The sequence below is a fragment of the Pseudomonas sp. GM55 genome (assembly GCF_000282395.1).
In the GTDB taxonomy this organism is placed as follows: domain Bacteria; phylum Pseudomonadota; class Gammaproteobacteria; order Pseudomonadales; family Pseudomonadaceae; genus Aquipseudomonas; species Aquipseudomonas fluorescens_CC.
Window position 1 is genome coordinate 103,301 of the sequence record NZ_AKJJ01000047.1, and the last position, 20,331, is coordinate 123,631.

The following is a 20,331-nucleotide window of genomic DNA, read 5'->3' on the forward strand; positions in this document are numbered from 1 at the left end:
ATCTAAAAATGCCCAACCTGTCGCTTACCTGAAGCCTTGACCGAAATGCTGCAGAACGCACATATTACGTTCGTAATTTTATCCAGGAACTACTTTTACCGATCTCTTTCCCTTTCGATCCAGGAGTACATTCATGAGCACTTATGACGTCGTGATACTCGGCGGTGGCCCCGGCGGTTACAACGCGGCGATCCGCGCCGGACAACTGGGTCTGAAAGCTGCCTGCGTGGAAGGACGCGCCACACTTGGCGGCACCTGCCTGAACGTCGGCTGCATGCCATCCAAGGCGTTGCTGCATGCCTCCGAACTGTACGACGCGGCCATGGGCGCGGAATTCGCCAATCTGGGGATCGAAGTCAAACCCGGGCTCAACCTCAACCAGATGATGAAGCAAAAGGATGAAAGCGTTACCGGGTTGACCAAGGGCATCGAGTTTCTTTTCCGCAAAAACAAAGTCGACTGGATCAAAGGCTGGGGCCACATCGACGGACCGGGCAAAGTCACCGTGACCGATAGTGCCGGCGGCAAGACCGAACTGAACGCCAGGGACATCATCATCGCCACCGGTTCCGAGCCCACCCCCCTGCCCGGCGTGGACATCGATAACAAACGCATCCTCGACTCCACCGGCGCCCTGGCGCTGACCGAGGTGCCCAAACATCTGGTGGTGATCGGCGCCGGCGTGATCGGCCTGGAGCTGGGTTCGGTATGGCGGCGCCTTGGGGCGCAGGTAACGGTGGTCGAGTTTCTCGACCGGATCTGCCCCGGTGTGGACATCGAAGCCGGCAAAACCCTGCAGCGCTCCCTGAGCAAACAAGGCTTGAGTTTCAAGTTGAGTTCAAAAGTGACCAGCGCCACCACCTCCGCCACCGGGGTGCAGCTCAGCATCGAGCCTGCCGCAGGCGGTGCCGCCGAATTGCTTGAAGCCGATTACGTACTGGTGGCCATCGGGCGCCGACCTTATACACAGGGCCTGGGCCTGGAGAACGTCGGCCTCGCCACGGACAAGCGCGGCATGCTCGCCAACAAGGGGCATCGCACCGAAGCCGCCGGGGTCTGGGTGATTGGTGACGTGACCTCCGGCCCCATGCTCGCCCACAAGGCCGAGGACGAAGCCATGGCCTGCGTCGAGCAGATGGTCGGCAAGGCTGGCGAGGTCAATTACAACCTGATCCCCAGTGTGGTCTACACCAAACCGGAGCTGGCCAGCGTCGGCAAGACCGAAGAGCAGCTCAAGGCTGAAGGCCGGGCGTACAAGGTCGGCAAGTTTCCCTTTACCGCCAACAGTCGGGCGAAGATCAACCACGAAACCGAAGGCTTCGCCAAAGTGCTGGCCGATGAGCGCACCGACGAAGTCCTCGGCGTACATCTGGTTGGCCCCAGCGTCAGCGAAATGATTGGCGAGTACTGCGTGGCCATGGAATTCAGCGCCTCGGCCGAGGACATCGCCCTGACCTGCCACCCCCACCCGACCCGCTCCGAGGCCTTGCGTCAGGCGGCGATGAATGTGGAGGGGATGGCGACGCAGATGTAAGACCCGGAGGACCTGGGTGACAGATCTATCGCCATCGCGAGCAAGCTCGCTCCTACAGGGAGCGGGCTTGCTCGCGAAGGAAGGCAACTCGGTCTAAAGCGGCAAATGTTCCAACGGCAACGCCCCCGGCGCCTTCACCGTGTGAATCGCAAAGTTGCTGCGGATGTCGCTCACACCCGGCAGCTTCAACAAACGCCCGGTGAGAAACCGGTCATAGGCACGCAAGTCCGGTACCACCACCTGCAGCAGAAAATCCGACTCCCCTGACACCAGAAACGCCGAAATGACCTCGGGCAATGCCGTCACCGCCAGGCGAAAGGCTTCGGCTTGTTCGTCGTTATGACGCTCGACCTTGACCCCGACAAACACCGTCAGCCCCAACCCCACTTCATCGCGATCCAGATTGGCCTGGTAGCCGCGAATGACCCCCGCTTCTTCAAGCATCCGCACCCGGCGCAAGCAAGGCGATGCAGACAGGCCGATCTCGTCTGCCAGTTGCACATTGCTCAGGCGGCCATCCCGTTGCAGCGCGGCGAGAATCTTGCGGTCGTAGGCATCGAGTTTCATGGCTTGGCAGATCCTGATGGTTCAAGTGTGAATAAGTGGCAGGTTATGCCAATACGTAACCCGATAGAAGCTGACAACGCAAGCACCTGCCCCGCCCTCCAGCCATAGACTGGCACGACCGAATCGACAACGAATGGGGGTGCACATGCAGGGGTTCTGGCTGTTTTTCATGGCGCTGGCGGTGGTCTATCTGTTGCCGGGGCCAGACATGATCCTGCTGTTGCAGACTGGTGCCCACCAGGGCAAAGGCGCCGCGCTGGCCACGGCCGTGGGGTTGGGCATCGCCCGGGGTTGCCATGTGGCATTGGCGGCGCTGGGGTTGGCGGCACTGTTCAAGGCTGCGCCCTGGACCTTCGATGTGGTGCGCCTGGCAGGCGCCGCGTACTTGCTGTGGATCGGCATTCAGTGCCTGCGAACCACGATGCTGCCGAGCCTCACCAGCGCCGACACAACCGGCGAAAAACCGCGCTGGGGCGCAGCCATCCGACGCGGAATGCTGACCAACCTGCTCAACCCCAAGGCACTGCTGTTCTGCTCGGTGCTGCTGCCGCAATTCATCGACCCACAGTCTGGGCCGGTGCTCGGACAATTCGCGACGTTGGGCGTAGTGCTGGTCAGTGTCGGTCTGCTGTTCGACAGCACCTACGCTCTGGTCGGCGCAGCGCTGGGCCGTTGGCTGCAACGCAGCCCCTCAGCCCAGCGCCTGCAACAATGGTTATTCGGCAGCCTGTTGATCGGTTTCGCCGTGCGGCTGACCTTTGTGCAACAGGCTTGAACCTCACTGCGCCTTGCGGCGGCGATTGAACAACAACAGCGCGGCTGCCGCGACCGCCAGTACGCCACCGACCTGCAATGGCGTCTTGTACGGGCGCAAGGCCGAACGCGCAGCGTCGGTGACTTGGGTCACGTAGCGCTTGTCAGCGTTCTCGAAGTCGGGGTACGGGCACTGGTGACCGAAATCGGCGGCCCATTCCACGTAAGGTCCTTCTTTGACATAGCGCTGATAAATCGCTCTTTGCTCCTCGAGGCTGCTGTTCCACCCCGACGCCTCGCACAGCACCGCCGCAAACGCCTGGCTGGTGTGAGGCAAGTTATCCGCCGCCCTGCTCGCCAGCGCCGTGGCCACGAAGCGATAGTGATAACGCTGATCAGGCTGGGCAGCGCTGGCCTGCTGACGCTTCACTTCGTCCTCGGCCACCAAAGGACCGACCTTGAGTTCAGCGTTTTCGAGCATGTAGTTACCGCCGAACGTGGCGTAATCCGGCGCCATTTCATAGCCCAGAATGTCCATGCCCCACTCGCGTGCCGTCCAGGCCGCATTGAACAGTGCAGCGGCGCGACGGGTCGGCCACCAGGCCGAATCTGCCGCCAGACGTTGCTCGCCATACAGCTTGGCCTTGTGCCGCAAGCCGTCATTGTCGAAGTAAGCCAGCGCTTGCTCGTAATGCCCCTCGCGCAACAAACGCCGCCCCAGCAGATTGCGCAGGCTCGCCGCCACTGGCAAGGGCACGTAGTTGTCGCGGTCCTGCTGGCTAAGCGGCGGTGGGGCCGGCACTTGTGTGTCGACGTAGTGCTTGAGCTCTTCGAGGGTCAACACGCGCTCGGCCACGGTGGCGGCGTCGAACCAGTAAATGCTTTGGCTGCGATACAACTGATCGAAGGCTTGCAGGTAATCCCCGCGTTGCAGGGCCAGGATCGCACTCTCACCCTCGACACGGCATTTGGGCTGCAGCGTTTCGTAATCGAAGTCCGGGGTCCGTCGCTCGCCCCAGGATTCATTCTGCGGGAAGGCCTGGGCCGCTTTGGCATAGGCTGCGGCGGCCGCGGTTTTATCGCCCTCGCGCACCGCCAGTTTTGCCCGCAACCACCAGGCCAAACCGCCATCGCCGGCATGTTCGAGGAAAGCCTTGGCGCTGGCGTAATCGCCCTGTTGATAATTCATCGCCGCCAGGCGGTCGGCGTTTTCGAGACTGCCTCGGGTACTGTTTTGCAGCAGCTTGATCATTTTTTGTTCGTTGGCCGGTTGATCGCCAAACGACCAGCCCAACCGGCTGATCAGCGATGCGGTCACCAATTGCTGCACGGGCTGGCCCTTGAGCAACTCGGCCACTTGATCATCCGGCAACGTCATCAAGTCCGCCATCAATAGCTTCAGCGAGTCATAACCCACCGTGGAGCCATGTAGATTTTGCGTGGCGTACAACTCGATGGCACGGTTCCAGTCCCCGGCGGTGCGCACCACCCGGGCTTCTTCGCCGAGGCTGGCGACACCCAGCTCCAGTGGATCGCTGAAGCCGTCGATGCTCAGTTGTCGGGTTAGCTCAAAGGCCTTGCGCGATTGTTCGAGCAAATCGGGACTCGCATCGGCTTCGACGCTCATGGCGAATAACGCGCGCCCCAGCGAATAAGCCGCCCAGGTGCTGCGCGAAGCCCGTTGTTCTGCGGGCAAGGCCAGCACTTTTTTGAAATACCCGGCGGCCAGGGCCGTATCGCCCGCGCCAAATGCCACGGCGCCTGCCAGGTACAACCTGAGCTCGGGCGGCAGTTGCGCCCCTTCGGTTTCAACCTGACGCGCATCGGTCAGGCTGCGCAAGTGTTTCACCAACACTTGTTGCTCAGCGGAAAGTCCCGCCTGCTCGGCCTGATCCCGCTGCGCTACAAGGTCAGGCTCATCGCTGTAGCGGGCACCAGCGGTGACGTTCTTCAATCCTTTGATGGCGTGGCCGAGGCGGTTGATTTCGAAGCTGAAGTTGCCTTCCGGCAGTTCCGCCAGCGACTGGCCACGGTTATCCAGCAGGCGCATGGGAAAGTCCGGGCCGCAGGCCAGCGCCGAACCCAGCGGCAGGCTGAGGCTCAGGCAAAGCAAATGACGCGGCCAGTTACGGGTGAACATTCGAACCTCCTTGATCAATGTGTGCGCAGCGAGCCCAACCGATGGCACGCTGTCCGCCGGCCGGTATTCGACCGTCGCGCAGGCGGGTGAAGGTAAGCAGATCCGGACGCTGTTGCAATGTGTAACCGGCCAGGGCATCGGCCCCCTCACATCCACTGGCCGCCAGTGTCAGGCGTTCGGGCCAGGTGCTGTCGAGATTGCCCTGATTGCTGATGACGATGTCATAGAGGCCATTGTCGGCCGAGAGTTTCAGCGTCAATCGACTGTCGAGGACATCGCCGCGAGCCACGGCGCGCAAGGTGGTCAAACTCCAGGCCCGACGGTCGTTGGCCAGTGGCAGGCGAAACCAGATCAGGCCCGCCAGATGCTTCGGTGGATCGGTGCGCAGTTCGCTGCCGAGGGTGCGCAATGACTGCGGATCGGCCAGTAACTCCCGGCGCAGGCCTTCACGCTCCACGGTCACTTCGCTTTCCACAACAGGCGCGCCACCCGCCGACGGCAGCAACGCCACGCCATAGGCCGGCAGCGCCAGATAGAAAGGTTTTGTCGTGACGCGGCTCCAGGCCTTCGTCCATTGCCGGGCCTGATCGGCATCAAACAAGCCGCGACGCGGATCGCTCACCGCGTGCACCTGCAACACGCTGCTGTCGACTGTGGACAACAACGCCGGCAGTTCGCGACTGTCGAGCCAGGACGGCAATGCAGTGATGCTCAGCGGCAGTGAAGTCGGCAACGCTTCACGCAAATGCGCGAGAAATTCGCGGTACGCCGGTAGCCGGGCATTACCCGCATCGTGGTCGATTTCCACGCCGGCGAGGTTCAACCCTTGTCCCTGCCAATCGCTGATCACCTGGTGGATTTGCGCTGTGATCTCTTCCTGATCCAGCGCCTTGAGCTGCCCATCCAGGCGAACCACCGCAATCACCGGCCGGCCGTCGCGCTTGAGCAACTGCCAATCCACTCGGGCTCGGCTCCAGCCCGCCTTGGGGAAGGCCTGCAAGGCCAGCACCCGCAACGTCGAAAAGTCTGCACGACTGTCCCTGAGGGCGGCGTCGTGGGCCGGCGTCCACTGCCGCTGCCAGACGTAGAGTTGCTGATCCAGCGGCGGTGCGTCCTGTCTTTCGCAACCGGTGGTCAGCGCCAGCGCCATCAGCAAGGCGATCGAGCGAGTGAAAAAAACCATTGAAACGCCTGTTCCTGAAAGGCAGAAAGGGCCTGTGCGGCCCTTGTTCGTTCTGCCCTACCCTACTCAGCCATCGACCGACGGGCAATGTTCGCCTGCAATCTTCCTTCAGATATCGAGCACCAACGGCTGCGCTCCCTGCGCCGGAATCGCACAGCAAATCAGCACGTGTCCGTCATCCGGTACCTCCGCTGGCGGCAGCGGATAATGCACCTGACCGCTGAGTAAACGGGTCTTGCAGGTGCCGCAGGAGCCGCCGCGACAACTGAACTCCGGGCGCAGGCCACGGCTTTCCGCCAACTCCAGCAGGCTGCCGCCCTCCGGCTGCCAGCACGCTTCCTTGGCTGAACGCTGGAACACCACCGGCACGGACGTGGTAGCGGCTGGTGGTTGCTCGATGATCACCGCATCGGGGTCCGGCCGCCGACGCAAGGTAGACGGGCCGAAGGTTTCGGCGTGAATCCGCGAATCGCGAATGTCCAACTCGCGCAGGCCGTCGTACAGCGCCTGGGTAAAACTTCCCGGGCCACAGACGACAAAATCCGGCTGATCATAGTCCTCAACTGTCAGCAGATCCTTGAGCAGCGCGACGTCGATGCGTCCACAGAGGTCGAAGTCCTCTCCTTGCTTCGCCTCGGCTTCCGGTTGGCTGAGCAAACGCACTACCCGCACCGCGTCACCGGCGTCTTCGAGCAAGCGATCCAGTTCATGGCGAAACGGCTGGTCGGCCAACGTGCGCGAACTCTGGATAAACCATGTCGGGCGGATACAGCGGGTGCGCAATCCCTGGTAAACCACCTCCCGCAGCATCGACAACAGCGGAGTGATGCCCACCCCGGCCGCCAGCAACACCAATGGCCGACGCTCATGGGGCGCCACGGTGAAATGCCCTTGCGGCGCCCGCGCCTCCAGCAGGTCGCCGACCCGAATCTGCTCATGCAAATGCGTAGACACCCGCCCGTCACGCTTCACGCTGATGCGGAAAAAATCATCGGATGGCGCACTCGATAAGCTGTACGTGCGAATGTGCACATCACCGTCAATGTTGAAGCGCAGGGGCAAATGCTGCCCGGCCTGAAACAGTGGCAACCCGGCCCCATCGGCGGGCTCCAGGTAGATCGAGCGAATGTTGTGGCTTTGCGCTTCAATCCGCACCACCCGCAACGGCCGCCATTGATCGCCCAGGGCCTTGGCCTGCAAACGCGCGGTGGCCTGCTCCCATGTACCGGTGAGCAAACTGGTGGGTGACACGCCGTCGAAGCGCCAGCGTAACGCCAAGGCGGCCGGGCGCCGTACGACCTGCTCGACATCGATTGTCCACAGACGCTCGGCACCCTGGAACGCCTCGACCTGCGGGCCCTCCAGGATGATTTCGGTGCGCCCGCTGAGCTGCAGCAAATCACCGGTATTGAAATCGATGAACAATAACCCGGCCCGAGGATTGAGCAGCAGGTTGCCCAAGGTGTTGAAATGCAGGTTGCCGGCGAAATCCGGAATGGTCAGGCGATTGCCTTCCACCTGTACGAAACCGGTCTGGCCGCCACGGTGCGACACATCCACCGAGCGCTCGCCATCGACATCCACATAACTGGCAACGAAGAATGTGTCCGCTTCGGCGATCATGGCCTTGGCCGCGTCATCCAGCTCGCTGAAACGCTCGACGACACGCGTCGAAGGGTCGGCCAATGGCACCGAGTGAAACTGGCGCAACTGAATGTACTGCGGGCAATTGCCAAAGGACTGATCCACCGTCACCGCGAAACCACCGGTTGTCATGGCACGAACATGCCCATTGATGCGGTTGCGACGGCGGGTATGCAGCTCGATGCCCAACAGGCCGATGGCCGAGCCGTCGCTCAACTGCGCAGGATCCTCAAGGGCAGGCAGGCTGCGAAATTGCAGCAGGCCCGGTTCTGGCGAGTGTGCGAAACCGGGCTGGCCTTCAAGGATACTGGCCCAGGGATGTCCATTGGCATCCACCGCTCCGTACAGCATGAACGGCAATTGCTGATAGAACGTGCGGTGCTGGTCCGGCATCTCGCTGCGAATCACCTTACGACCGAACACCTCCATTCGTTCGGCAACGCCCACATGCGCCTGCAATTGTTTCTCGCCGGCATGCCAGGGTGAACGGTCCATACGGCTTCTCCCCTGCGCCCATGGCGCAGAACGGGGCGGCCCGGTAACTCCGGGCCGCGAGCGTCAGGCAGTTTTTTGCAAACCGGCGACGGTGCGCGGCATGCCGACAAAACCTGGCAAGGCTTCGATGCGGGCCAGCCAGGCGCGAATGTTGGCGTACTCGTCCAGCGACACATTGCCCTCAGGCGCATGGGCGATGTAGCTGTAGGCCGCGACGTCGGCCACCGTCGGCTCGCTGCCAGCCAGATACGGCGTATTGGCCAGTTCGTGATCGATCACTTTGAGCACGGTATGGGCGTAGGTAATCACTTCTTCAGCGTTGTAAGGCGCGCCAAACACGGTGATCAATCTTGCCCGGGCAGGACCGAAGGCAATCGGACCGGCAGCCACCGACAACCAGCGCTGGACCTTCGCGGCACCCACCGGATCAGCCGGCAGCCAGCGACCGTTGCCGTACTTTTGCGCCAGATAAACCAGGATCGCGTTCGAGTCAGCCAGCACCACACCCTGGTCATCAATCACCGGTACCTGACCGAATGCATTGAGCGTCAGGAACGCCGGTTGCTTGTGTTCGCCCTTGGCGAGATCAACGAAGATCAGCTCAATCGGCAATTTCAGCAGGGACAGCATCAACTCGACACGATGAGCGTGGCCGGAACGTGGAAAGTTGTAGAGTTTGATCGCTTGCATGGTCGACACCTCGGGTGAGTGGTGCTGTTCAGGGGAGATCAGCGCCGATGAGGCGTATACTCTACCTTCAACCAAAACAACAGAATCACCATAAAATGCAATCAATTATTTCATTACGTGAAATAATTCAACACTTGAGCGCCGGATGCTCGCGCAGCGTCTTCACCGCGAAATCAACAAAACTGCGTACCCGGGCCGGTGCTTTACGTCCGCCCTGATAGATCACATGGATGGGCAACGGCGGCAGTTCGAAGTCCGCCAGAATGATTTCCAGCTCTCCGGCAGCCACCTTGCTCGCGACTTGATAGGACAGCACCCGCGTGAAGCCCAATCCCAAACTGGCCGCCGTGATGGCTGCCTGATTTGCCGTCACCACCAGCCGCGGTTCAGCCCGCACGCTCAAGGTTTCACCGTTTTCAACGAATGGCCAACTCCGCAACTGGCCTATGGCCGATGTTGCAATGATCGGCGCCTGGGCCAGTTCCTGTGGATGCCTGGGCCGACCATGGCTGGCCAGAAACTGTGGCGAGGCGCAGATCACCCGCCGCACGTCCCCCACACGGATCGCATGCTGATTGCTGTCTGGTAGCTCGCCGATGCGGATGGCCACATCGACGCCCTCCTCGACTACGCTCACCACCCGGTCCACCAGCAGCGCGTTGATGCAGACTTCGGGGAATTGCGTCAGGTAGCTCACCATCAGCGGCGTAACAAACAGATCGCCAAACAAAACCGGAGCGGTGATGGTCAGTTGCCCACGTGGATGGATGTGGCTGCCTGCAGCCGAGTCCTCGGCTTCCTGCACCTCGGCGAGAATTCTCCGACAGTCCTCCAGATATCGCTGACCGGCCTCACTCAAATACACGCTGCGCGTCGTGCGCGTAAGCAGTTGCGTGCCAATGCGCTTCTCCAGCGCCGCCACCGCTCGGGTGACACTGGCCGCCGACAGACCCAAACGCCGCGCCGCCGCCGAAAAACCCTGTTCCTGGGCGACGGCAGCGAAGACCTGCATTTCCTGGAAGCGGTCCATGGGCATGTCCTCATTTCAGATAGATAAATCGCCACCGAAGGCCGGAATGTTAAGCGCAGGCATTCAACAATTTAGTAGGGCACCCGACCATCAAGTAAATCAATGGGCTACTGCACTCAAGCGCTTCCACTGTAAAAACGAAGCGTGTCACAAACCTCAAAGAGCGGCCCGTGGATTATTGATAATTATTGAGGATTATTTTCTTGCGACGGCAGCGACAGTTCGCAATTATCCGGCCCTGCCCGCTGCAACGACTAATGCCTGACAGGGAAAAAGCGCCATTGGCTCGGCTCCCCACGCGTTTCCAGGCAAGGGCTCGTCAGCGGACTCCATCCACTGCAGCGCAATTCCAGCCTGTGCAAACAGGCGGAATATACGACTGCTCCTATACTACAAGCCACCCTGTTACCTATTGAGTCTTAGTAGGTACCTCGTTGAATTTTCCCTACGTGAAATACGGCGTTAGTTGATAACGCCTGGACAGCGGCCCATCGATTCTGCTTTCAAGATTCGCCGAGTAGGGAAGAGTGAACTTCAACTAGCTGGCTAACCTGGTGACAACGCAGGGAGTTCGAAAATGTTGCGCACAAACATTTCCGCAAGAGCACTGTCCGGTGGTCTGCTCGATGTACTGATACGCGCCGGGCTGATTACCGTGCTGGTGCTGTTTTGCTTCCAGATATTCCACCCATTCCTCAACCTCATGCTCTGGGCGGTGATCCTGGCCATTACCCTGTATCCGCTGCATGCGCTCATCAAGCGTAAGCTGGTCAACAAGGACGGGCATGCCGCCACCCTGATCGTGGTGGTCGCCCTGGCCCTGCTGATGGTGCCGATCTATCTGCTGGGCACCTCGATCAGTGAGTCGGTACAGGGCGCCCTGGCGATCCTCAAGTCCGATACGCTGCAGATTCCGCTCCCCAGCGAAAAAATCGCTTCCCTGCCGCTCATTGGCAAGCCGCTCTATGGCTACTGGATGCAAGCCGCCACCGATATGAGCAGCGTGCTGATGAAGCTGATGCCGTACATCAAGTCCGTCGGCCTGACCTTGTTGGGCAAAATGGCCGACGTTGGCGTGGGCTTCCTGTTGTTCATCGGTGCATTGATCATTGCCGGTGTGCTCATGGCCTATGGCGAAAACGGCGAAAGAAGCACATTGACCATCACCTCGCGCCTTTCCGGACCTGAACGCGGCCCACGCATCACCGAGCTGTGCACGGCAACCATCCGCGCGGTCGCCCAAGGCGTGGTGGGCATCGCGTTTATCCAGATGCTGCTGGTGGGCGTGGGCTTCGTGCTCATGGGCGTCCCCGGTGCCGGCCTGCTGGCGATGGTTGCGCTGTTGATGGGGATCATGCAATTGCCAGTACTGCTGGTGACCCTACCGGTGATCGCCTATGTCTTCGCCACCGAAGGAACCAGCCTGGCCACCATCGTGTTTGCCATCTACAGCCTGATTGCCGGGATGGCCGATAACGTCCTCAAGCCATTGATGCTCGGTCGTGGCGTCGATGTGCCGATGCCGGTGATTCTGATTGGCGCCCTGGGCGGCATGGTGAGCGGCGGCTTCATTGGTTTGTTCATCGGGCCGGTTGCGCTGGCGGTGGGCTACCAACTGTTCTGGCAATGGGTCCAGGACCAACCGTCTGCCGAGGTACAGAACGAGACACCGCAAATCGAGGCAATCGACGATCAGCGTCCCCTCTGAGGAGTTTGCGCTTGATGCCACGCCCTGCTCGCATCAGCCGGCTGCTGATCTGCGGGACCGTCGTCCTGGGGGGCTGCGTGCAACTGGGTCCGGATTTCCAGTCACCGGCCCAGCCCTGGGTCGAACACTGGAACAGCCCGGCCCTGGAAATCGCCGGGCAAAAACGCGCACAACCGGATAGCCGCCAATGGTGGCATGTGTTCGACGACCCGGTCCTGGACCACTTGATTGCCGAAGCCGATGCGCATAACGCCGACCTGCAGGTCGCTGGCCTGCGGGTCATGGAGTCCCGTGCACAATTGGGCATTGCCCTGAGTGGACGTTACCCGCAATTGCAGCAGGCCAGCGCCGACAGCCTGTACCTGAACCGTCGGCAATCGGGCGGTGCCAACCCTCAGGACTCACATTTCTGGCAATACAGCGCCGGTTTCGACATCGGTTGGGAGCTGGATTTCTGGGGGCGTTTCAGCCGTGCCATCGAGTCAGCCGACGCGTCCTGGTTTGCCGCCCAGGCCAACTATGAAAATGTCCTGGTGCTGTTGCACGCACAACTGGCGCAAACCTACTACGCCCTGCGTACCGCCGAGGCGCGCCTGCACATTGCCCGCAGTAACGCCACCTTGCAAAAACGTAGCTACGAGATCACCGAGCGCCTGTTCAAAAGCGGGGCCGAAGCCGAACTCGACCTGCAACAGGCCAAGACCCAGTACCTGGGCACCCTGAGCACCATCCCGGATTTCGAGAGTCAGGTGGCGAGCTTGCGCAACGCGTTGTCCACCCTGATCGGCCAGCCACCCGGCTCGATCCCTGACCTGGATCGCAACACCGGCGTGGTGCCACTGCTCGATACTGCGGTCCTGCAGGATGTGCCGGCCAACCTGCTGGTGCGGCGCCCCGATGTTCGTGCTGCCGAGCTGCAAGTGGCGGCGCAATCGGCGTTGATCGGTGTGGCCGAGACCGACCTGTACCCATCCATCAGCCTGCTGGGCAGCATCGTCTGGTCCGCCAGCTCGCTCAACGGTGCGTCCAATACCCTCGACCTGGTGGCTGGCCCCAGCCTGCGCTGGGATATCTTCGACCATGGCCGGATCACCAACAACGTCCGCGTGCAGGATGCGCGCTTGCAGCAGTTGATCGTTATCTACCAGGACAGCGTGCGCCAGGCGGCACGCGAAGCTGACGATGCCGCGACCGGCCTGATCAAGGCACTGGAGCGCGACCGGATCCTCAGCGATGCATCGGTGGCCGCCGAACGTTCGGTGACCCTGGCCAATGCCCAATACCGCGAAGGCTATTCGGACTTCCAGCGCGTGCTGGACGCCCAGCGCGCCCTGTTTGCCCAACAGGATATCTACCTGGTCAACCGTGGCACCGCCGTCAACAGCTTGATCGCCCTGTACAAGGCCCTGGGCGGCGGTTGGTACAGCGACCAGCCGATGCTCGACCCGGCCACCCGCAAACAGATGCAACAACGGACTGATTGGGGCGATCTGCTCGACGAACCGAAGGAAAGTGCCCATGAGTGACAGCCAACAACCGGTCGAGAACACCTCGGTACCCGCAGCCGACCCAGCCAAAAAAGCGATCAACTGGGTGGTGCTGCTGATCATCCTGAGCCTGGTCTGGTACCTGATGGCCGACCGTTACACGCCCTACACGCAACAGGCACGGGTACAAGCCTTCATTGTGCCAGTGGCGGCTGAGGTTTCCGGCCGGGTGACCCAAGTGCACGTGCGCAACAACCAGGACGTCAAGGCCGGCGAATTGCTGTTTGAAGTCAATCCGGAGCAGTACCAGATTGCCGTCGATCGCGCCCGCGCCGACCTTGAATCGACCCGTCGCCAGGTGGGCGCCAACACTGCCGGTGTCGAGTCCAAGCAAGCGTCCCTGCGTGCCTCCCAGGCCAATGAGCTCAAGGCACGCCAGGACATCCAGCGGCTCGAACGCCTGTACCGCGAAGACCCGGGCACCATCTCGCTGCGACGGCTGGAAATATCCCGCGCCACCCTCGAAGAGTCCATCAGCCAGGTCGCCGCGGCCAAGGCCGAAGTGCAACGTGCACGCGAACAACAGGGTGGCAATGAAGCAGAAAACGCCCAGCTGCTCAGCGCCGCCAGCAACCTTGAAAAAGCCGAGCTGGACTTGAGCAATACAAAGGTTCACGCGCGTTCGGCCGGCCTGATCACCGATTTGCGCACCGATGTCGGCCAGTTCGCCTCCGCCGGTGCACCGGTGATGACCCTGATCGCCATCCACGATGTCTGGATCAGCGCCGACATGACTGAAAACAACCTGGGAAGTGTGCAGCCCGGGACGCCGGTGTCCATCGTCCTCGATGCCCTGCCGGGGAGAATTTTCAAAGGCCATGTGCGCAGCGTCGGCTATGGCGTCGAAGTCGGTCAGAGCACCCAGCCGGGCAGCCTGCCGAAAGTGGAGAACAGCCGCGATTGGTTACGTCCTGCCCAGCGATTTCCGGTCATCATCGAGTTCGAACCGGGTGAGCTGACCAGCCCGCAGGGCATCCGTGCCGGCGGCCAGGCCGAAGTCATGGCATTCCCGAGTGAAGGTAACCCGCTGAACCTTTTGGGTCGCCTGTTCCTGCGCCTGATGAGCTGGATGTCCTATGCGTATTGAGCGCCCGGCCCGCGTTCAGCGCGCCCTGCGCCTTGGCTTCGGCACGGCGCTGTGCCTGGCGGCGAGCTTCGGCCTGGCCTTGCCTATCCCGTTCCTCGCGCCGATGCTGGCGTTGATGATGCTGGCGGCGATGAACCGACCGTTGCCGTTCAAGGCCAGCCTGGGCCTGATCCTGATCCTGTTGCTGACCACCGGGAGCGGCCTGCTGCTCATTCCCCTGCTGCGTTACTACCCGTTCAGTGGTGTGTTGCTGGTTGGGCTATGCCTGTTCCTGGCCTTCGGTTATGGCCTGCGCGGCGGCAACCCGCTGGTGGCGACTTTCCTGGTGGTGGGCCTGACCTTGATCAGTTCGGCCGGAACCGCTGAATTCGCCCTGGCGCTTGAGGTGATCGTGGCCCTGGTCAAGGGCTTGTTCCTGGCAGTCTCGACGCTGACCATCAGCCATTGGCTGTTTCCCGACCCCGCCAGCGCCCCCGCAGCCAAGCCTGGCCCGAACCTTTCTCCAACCGAAAGCGGTTGGCTGGCGCTGCGTGCCACGCTGGTGGTGCTGCCGACTTTCCTGCTGGCCATGATCGACCCGGCCAGCTACCTACCGATCATCATGAAAGCCGTCAGCCTCGGCCAACAAAGCTGCGCGACCAGCGCCCGCACCGCCGGCCAGGAATTGCTCGGCTCGACGCTGCTCGGTGGCGTGATGGCGATTGTTTTCTGGTGCGCGCTGAGCCTGTTCGTCAACCTGTGGATGTTCTTTCTGTGGATGTTGCTGTTCGGCTTGCTGGTGGCCAGAAAACTCTACGGCCTGGCCCGGACCCGGCAGCCGCCAGGGTTCTGGCTCAACAGTCTGGCAACCCTGATCATCCTGCTCGGCCAATCGGTACAGGACAGTGCGGCGGGCAAGGATGTCTACACCGCCTTCGCCATCCGCATGGGCCTGTTCATTCTGGTGACCTTGTACGCCTGCGCCATGGTCCATCTGCTCGATATGCGGCGGGAGCGTCGTCACGCCCCCAATTCAGCCCTGTGATGGACATCATCAAGCAGCACTCGGGCAGCGACCCTGCGTTACCGTAGCGCTCGAAAAAACTTGATGTGTATTTTGGGTCCGATGTCTGAAAACGCCCCCCTGAATCGAGGAGTTTAACTATTGCTTCAAATTACGTTGCCGTTCGGCCTTCAGGACCCGGACCGGCCTGAAGTAGGTAAGCGGGCCCGCGGTGGCTCGCACCCTGCTTCTGCGCTTTGCGCAGAGGAATGGGTTCCACCCTATCCAGTTACTGTAAGAAAATGACCTAGCTCATGTAGGCTGCATCCGAAAAAATAAAACTTCAACTTAATCCCAGTAGGCGGCCTTGCTGACGGTCCGCAGCATCAACCAGAGCGCGGAACTCTATTGTCTTGAGGGTGGGCGTCGAGCGCTATCTGGCTATCTACCCGGTTGAAACCCTCCCCGTCGTTTCTTGAACAACCTACTAGCGTTGTCGCCTTATCCGGATCAAAGGTACGTCAATGAGCGCAAAGTTTGCAGGTGTTAAGTGGAGTTTGCCCGACATCGACCGACGTCTACTGAAAGTGCAATTCAGTTTTTTTCTGATGGTATTGGGTGGACGTTGCAATCAACTGGCGGTGGCTTGGTGGGTTCTGCAAGAAACAGGCTCTGCGATCTACTTTGCCAACATGATTGCCTGTTCCATCGCGGCGGAGGTGTTAGCCAAACCTCTGCTGGGATGGCTAGGTGATAAGTACAACAAAATACTAATCATCAAACTGACCTCATGGATCAGCTTTCTCACAGCGTTATTAATGGTTCTGTTGTCTGTCACGGGGACATTCAACCCTTGGACGGTTGGCGCCCTGATGATGCTCAGCAGTACGATCGTCGGCGTACGCGACCCTCTCCAGGCGTCGATTATCCCTTTGTTTGCAGATGACGATAAAGTCTCCTTGGCCTTTCGGACCAAAAGTGTGATGTCGTCCCTTTCTATTCTTCTGGGGCCAGTACTGGCCAGTGGGTTGATTTACGGGTTCGGTATCACTATCGCCTTTGTCACCGACCTTTTTGCAATTCTCATCGCCGGGGCATTGATTGCAACCATCCCGAGCCACATCGGTGCAGTTGACCCATGCGAAAAAACACCACATGCCAGTGGTTTCAGCATGATCTATTCAGGCTTTAAGGTGGTTTATGGCGTGAAAGTCGAATTTTACCTGGCCATTATTGCGATGCTGATCAATTTCGCGCTGTTTCCATTTTTCACTATCTTGATCCCACTGTACGTAAAGGACGTCATCCAATATCCGGTCACTTACATTGGTCTTCTGGATTCGTGCTTCGGGCTTGGCATTTTGGCGGGAAGCTACAAAATCATCGGGTGGTTATCCGAACGGATCCCTCGTGACATGTGCGTCTCTGCAGGTTTTGCACTACTGGGAGGCAACCTAGTGGTGGTTGGCACTATTTCATCGTCGTTCATTGTATCAGCGGCCTTTTTCTGCGGCGGCATCGGCCTGATGTTAATCAATATCCCTACCTCTGCGGTGAGATTGCTGGCGACACCCAAGCTCCATCGCAACCGGATTTTTGCCACGGTTTCATTTCTGTCTGCTGCGGCTAGTCCCTTGGGCAGTTTCGCGATGAATGCCCTGATCTCTTATCTGGGAGTCACACTGACAATTACGCTGCTGGGTATCATGGTGCTGCTGTTATCACTGCTGGTCCTTTTGGTACCGGACTTTAAACTTTTCATGCGCTCCCAAGATACGCAACTCAATGATGTCTATCGGGATAAGTACCCTAAAGCATTTACCCAATAATGTGCCTCGTCGTACTTCCACCATTAAAAACGGAGTGGCCTTTCACGGTGCCGGAGTTCAAGGTTTGACCTGAATCTGCTCGACATGAACAGATCTCTGCGGTCAATACTATGATGATATGGACAGTACCGATTTCCTGGGTGATCCGGATAAGGATCGAATCTCGATTCTGATGCTATGACTTTCGGACGATGTAGCACCGGCACCGATAACAGCCAGCACCAGAGTGGCCAGTCTAATGGACGACGGGGCGAACTTGCCGCCCCTCAATCGTGTTGAGCTGATGGTCTCAAAAAAATTTCAATTACAAACAGCTCAACTCACCTGTGGATAACTTACTCCACGGTGACCGACTTCGCCAGGTTGCGCGGCTGGTCAACGTCGGTGCCTTTGAGTACGGCAACGTAGTACGACAGCAGCTGCAGCGGGATGGTGTAGAGAATCGGCGACAGGATGTCGTGGATGTGCGGCATGTGCACCACGTGGGTGCCTTCACCGTTGGTCATGCCGGCTTTCTCGTCAGCGAAGACGATCAACTGGCCGCCACGGGCGCGGACTTCCTGAAGATTGGACTTCAACTTCTCCAGCAGTTCGTTGTTCGGCGCCACGGTCACCACTGGCATGTCGTTATCCACAAGCGCCAACGGGCCGTGTTTCAGCTCACCAGCAGGATAAGCTTCAGCGTGGATGTAGGAGATTTCCTTGAGCTTGAGTGCCCCTTCCATCGCTACCGGGAACTGCGCGCCACGGCCGAGGAACAGCGTGTGGTGTTTCTCGGCGAACAGCTCGGAGATTTTTTCCACGGTGCTGTCCATGGCCAGTGCCTCGCCCAGACGGGTTGGCAAACGACGCAGTTCTTCGACCAGCGTTGCTTCGACACCTTCGGCCAAAGTGCCACGAACCTGGCCCAGGGAAAGTGTCAGCAACAACAGGCCAACCAATTGCGTGGTGAAGGCTTTGGTCGAAGCCACACCGATTTCGCGACCGGCCTGGGTCAACAGGGTCAGATCGGATTCACGCACCAGCGAGCTGATACCGACGTTACAGATCGCCAGGCTGGCGAGGAAGCCCAACTCCTTGGCGTTGCGCAGCGCGGCCAGGGTGTCGGCGGTTTCGCCGGACTGGGAAATGGTCACGAACAAGGTGTCCGGCTGCACCACCACCTTGCGGTAGCGGAATTCGCTGGCGACTTCGACCTGGCACGGAATGCCGGCCAGCTCTTCAAGCCAGTAACGCGCGACCATGCCGGCGTGGTAGCTGGTGCCACACGCGACGATCTGTACGTTACGCACTTTGGCGAACAGCTCGGCCGCCTGTGGGCCGAATGCCTGTACCAGTACCTGGTTCTGGCTCAGGCGACCTTCCAGGGTGCGCTGCACCACGGACGGTTGCTCGTGGATTTCCTTGAGCATGAAGTGGCGGTACTCGCCCTTTTCAGCGGCTTCGGCGCCGTCGCGGTACTGCACGGCTTCGCGCGCGACAGCCTTGCCGTCAACGTCCCAGATCTGCACGCTGTCGCGGCGGATTTCGGCGATATCGCCTTCTTCCAGATACATGAAGCGGTCGGTGACCTGACGCAGGGCCAACTGGTCGGACGCCAGGAAGTTTTCCCCCAGGCCCAGGCCGATCACCAGCGGGCTGCCGCTGCGGGCAGCAACCAGGCGATCCGGTTGCTGCGCGCTGATCACTGCCAGGCCGTAAGCACCGTGCAACTCTTTGACGGTGGCCTTGAGGGCCACGGTCAGATCGTGCAGATCCTTGAGTTTGTGGTTCAGCAGGTGCGCGATGACTTCGGTGTCGGTGTCCGAGGTGAACACATAACCCAGAGCCTTGAGTTGTTCACGCAGGGCTTCGTGGTTTTCGATGATGCCGTTGTGCACCACCGCCAGGTCACCGGAGAAATGTGGGTGGGCATTGCGCTCGCACGGTGCACCGTGGGTGGCCCAGCGCGTGTGGGCGATGCCCAGGCGACCGACCAGCGGCTCGGCAGCCAATGCCTGCTCCAGCTCACTGACCTTGCCCGGACGACGCAGGCGCTCGAGTTTTTCATCGTTGGTGTAGACCGCCACGCCAGCGCTGTCATACCCACGGTATTCGAGGCGTTTCAGGCCTTCGACGAGGATGGCGGTGATGTTACGTTCTGCGACTGCGCCGACAATTCCACACATGCTATTTCTCCTGACTGACAGCCGCGCAAATCAAAGTGATGCCGCGGGCCTGAATCTGATCGCGAGCCTCAAGCGGCAGGCGTTCATCGGTAATAAGGGTATGGACGCTGCTCCAGGGCAGCTCCAGGTTGGGAATCTTGCGGCCGATCTTGTCGGCCTCCACCATCACGACCACTTCGCGGGCGACTTCGGCCATGACCCGACTCAGTCCGAGCAGTTCGTTGAAGGTGGTTGTACCGCGAACCAGATCGATGCCATCGGCGCCGATAAACAGCTGGTCGAAATCGTAGGAGCGCAGTACCTGCTCGGCAACCTGCCCCTGAAAGGACTCGGAATGCGGGTCCCAGGTGCCACCGGTCATCAACAGCACCGGTTCGTGCTCAAGTTCGCTCAAGGCATTGGCAACGTGCAACGAGTTGGTCATCACCACCAGACCGGGTTGCTGTCCGAGCTCCGGGATCATGGAGGCGGTGGTGCTGCCACTGTCGATAATGATGCGCGCATGCTCGCGAATCCGCGCGACGGCAGCACGGGCGATGGCTTGTTTGTACTTGGAAACCGGCTGCCCCAGGTCGGCCACCAGTTCCTGAGGCATGGTGATCGCCCCGCCGTAGCGACGCAGCAACAGACCATTGCTTTCAAGTGCTGCCAGATCCTTGCGAATCGTAACTTCCGACGTTTCGAAGCGTTTGGCCAACTCATCCACACTGACTTCGCCCTGCTCGTTGAGCAAGGCGAGGATGTTGTGACGACGTTGAGGTGTGTTGCGCTTCGACATGAGCTGGTAAGTTTCGATTCGAAAGATAACGGAAGCAATCAAAACCTATCAGCGAAACTTCGTCAAGCGCCATGCGATAAAAAGAGCTGTGGATAACTTGTAGGAGCTAGCTTGTTCGCAATGGATACGAGAACGACGCAGTTTTCCAGAAAGAATGCGTCATCGTTCACGTCCATCGCGAGCAAGCTCGCTCCTA

The 20,331-nt window shown here is 60.1% G+C and carries 16 protein-coding genes; 8 read left to right on the forward strand and 8 right to left on the reverse strand.

Annotated elements, in window-relative coordinates:
• Positions 1-133: 133 nt before the first annotated feature.
• On the forward strand, positions 134-1,534 hold the full coding sequence (lpdA, locus tag PMI31_RS12340; protein ID WP_008018344.1) for a dihydrolipoyl dehydrogenase: 1,401 nt from the start codon (positions 134-136) through the stop codon (positions 1,532-1,534).
• A gap of 93 nt (positions 1,535-1,627) precedes the next feature.
• Here lpdA and PMI31_RS12345 read toward each other — a convergent pair whose 3' ends face one another.
• On the reverse strand, positions 1,628-2,101 hold the full coding sequence (locus PMI31_RS12345) for an Lrp/AsnC family transcriptional regulator (RefSeq protein WP_007969928.1): 474 nt from the start codon (positions 2,099-2,101) through the stop codon (positions 1,628-1,630).
• 145 nt (positions 2,102-2,246) lie between these two features.
• Between PMI31_RS12345 and PMI31_RS12350 the strand changes: the two genes are divergently transcribed.
• Positions 2,247-2,876: a LysE family translocator gene (locus PMI31_RS12350; protein ID WP_008018346.1), complete on the forward strand. Its 630-nt coding sequence runs from the start codon at positions 2,247-2,249 to the stop codon at positions 2,874-2,876.
• Between the two features lie 3 nt (positions 2,877-2,879).
• Here PMI31_RS12350 and PMI31_RS12355 read toward each other — a convergent pair whose 3' ends face one another.
• The 5 genes from PMI31_RS12355 to PMI31_RS12375 all read right to left on the reverse strand — a co-directional run bounded on the left by PMI31_RS12355 (position 2,880) and on the right by PMI31_RS12375 (position 10,036).
• On the reverse strand, positions 2,880-4,994 hold the full coding sequence (locus PMI31_RS12355; protein ID WP_008018347.1) for a hypothetical protein: 2,115 nt from the start codon (positions 4,992-4,994) through the stop codon (positions 2,880-2,882).
• Complete coding sequence (locus PMI31_RS12360) at positions 4,981-6,177, reverse strand: DUF3142 domain-containing protein (RefSeq protein ID WP_008018348.1); 1,197 nt, start codon at positions 6,175-6,177, stop codon at positions 4,981-4,983. The genes PMI31_RS12355 and PMI31_RS12360 overlap by 14 nt, the downstream gene beginning before the upstream one ends.
• A 108-nt stretch (positions 6,178-6,285) precedes the next feature.
• The gene (locus PMI31_RS12365) at positions 6,286-8,316 is read right to left on the reverse strand and encodes a pyridoxamine 5'-phosphate oxidase family protein (protein ID WP_008018349.1); all 2,031 of its coding nucleotides are present in this window, start codon (positions 8,314-8,316) and stop codon (positions 6,286-6,288) included.
• Positions 8,317-8,379: 63 nt separating this feature from the next.
• Positions 8,380-9,006, reverse strand: coding sequence for a glutathione S-transferase family protein (locus PMI31_RS12370; protein WP_008018350.1), 627 nt, complete (start codon positions 9,004-9,006; stop codon positions 8,380-8,382).
• Between the two features lie 127 nt (positions 9,007-9,133).
• Complete coding sequence (locus PMI31_RS12375) at positions 9,134-10,036, reverse strand: LysR family transcriptional regulator (protein ID WP_008018352.1); 903 nt, start codon at positions 10,034-10,036, stop codon at positions 9,134-9,136.
• On the opposite strand from PMI31_RS12375, the gene PMI31_RS30775 reads away from it, so the two are divergent.
• The 6 genes from PMI31_RS30775 (at position 10,035) to PMI31_RS12400 (ending at position 17,189) form a co-directional block, all read left to right on the forward strand.
• Positions 10,035-10,301 (forward strand): hypothetical protein, encoded by a 267-nt coding sequence (locus PMI31_RS30775; RefSeq protein WP_157213275.1) that lies wholly within the window; start codon positions 10,035-10,037, stop codon positions 10,299-10,301. The genes PMI31_RS12375 and PMI31_RS30775 overlap by 2 nt on opposite strands.
• 312 nt (positions 10,302-10,613) lie before the next feature.
• A complete protein-coding gene (locus tag PMI31_RS12380; protein ID WP_008018354.1) occupies positions 10,614-11,744 on the forward strand; it encodes an AI-2E family transporter in 1,131 nt (376 codons plus the stop codon).
• 14 nt (positions 11,745-11,758) lie between these two features.
• Complete coding sequence (locus PMI31_RS12385; protein WP_008018356.1) at positions 11,759-13,270, forward strand: efflux transporter outer membrane subunit; 1,512 nt, start codon at positions 11,759-11,761, stop codon at positions 13,268-13,270.
• Positions 13,263-14,378, forward strand: a complete 1,116-nt coding sequence (locus tag PMI31_RS12390; protein WP_008018358.1) for an HlyD family secretion protein — start codon at positions 13,263-13,265, stop codon at positions 14,376-14,378. The genes PMI31_RS12385 and PMI31_RS12390 overlap by 8 nt, the downstream gene beginning before the upstream one ends.
• Complete coding sequence (locus tag PMI31_RS12395; RefSeq protein ID WP_008018359.1) at positions 14,368-15,402, forward strand: DUF2955 domain-containing protein; 1,035 nt, start codon at positions 14,368-14,370, stop codon at positions 15,400-15,402. The genes PMI31_RS12390 and PMI31_RS12395 overlap by 11 nt, the downstream gene beginning before the upstream one ends.
• 482 nt (positions 15,403-15,884) lie before the next feature.
• Complete coding sequence (locus PMI31_RS12400) at positions 15,885-17,189, forward strand: MFS transporter (RefSeq protein ID WP_008018360.1); 1,305 nt, start codon at positions 15,885-15,887, stop codon at positions 17,187-17,189.
• Between the two features lie 335 nt (positions 17,190-17,524).
• On the opposite strand, the gene glmS is transcribed toward PMI31_RS12400, so the two are convergent.
• Both glmS and PMI31_RS12410 read right to left on the reverse strand, forming a co-directional pair.
• Complete coding sequence (gene glmS, locus PMI31_RS12405) at positions 17,525-19,357, reverse strand: glutamine--fructose-6-phosphate transaminase (isomerizing) (RefSeq protein WP_008018361.1); 1,833 nt, start codon at positions 19,355-19,357, stop codon at positions 17,525-17,527.
• A 1-nt stretch (position 19,358) separates the two neighbouring features.
• Positions 19,359-20,135 (reverse strand): DeoR family transcriptional regulator, encoded by a 777-nt coding sequence (locus PMI31_RS12410; RefSeq protein ID WP_008018362.1) that lies wholly within the window; start codon positions 20,133-20,135, stop codon positions 19,359-19,361.
• Between the last annotated feature and the right edge of the window lie 196 nt (positions 20,136-20,331).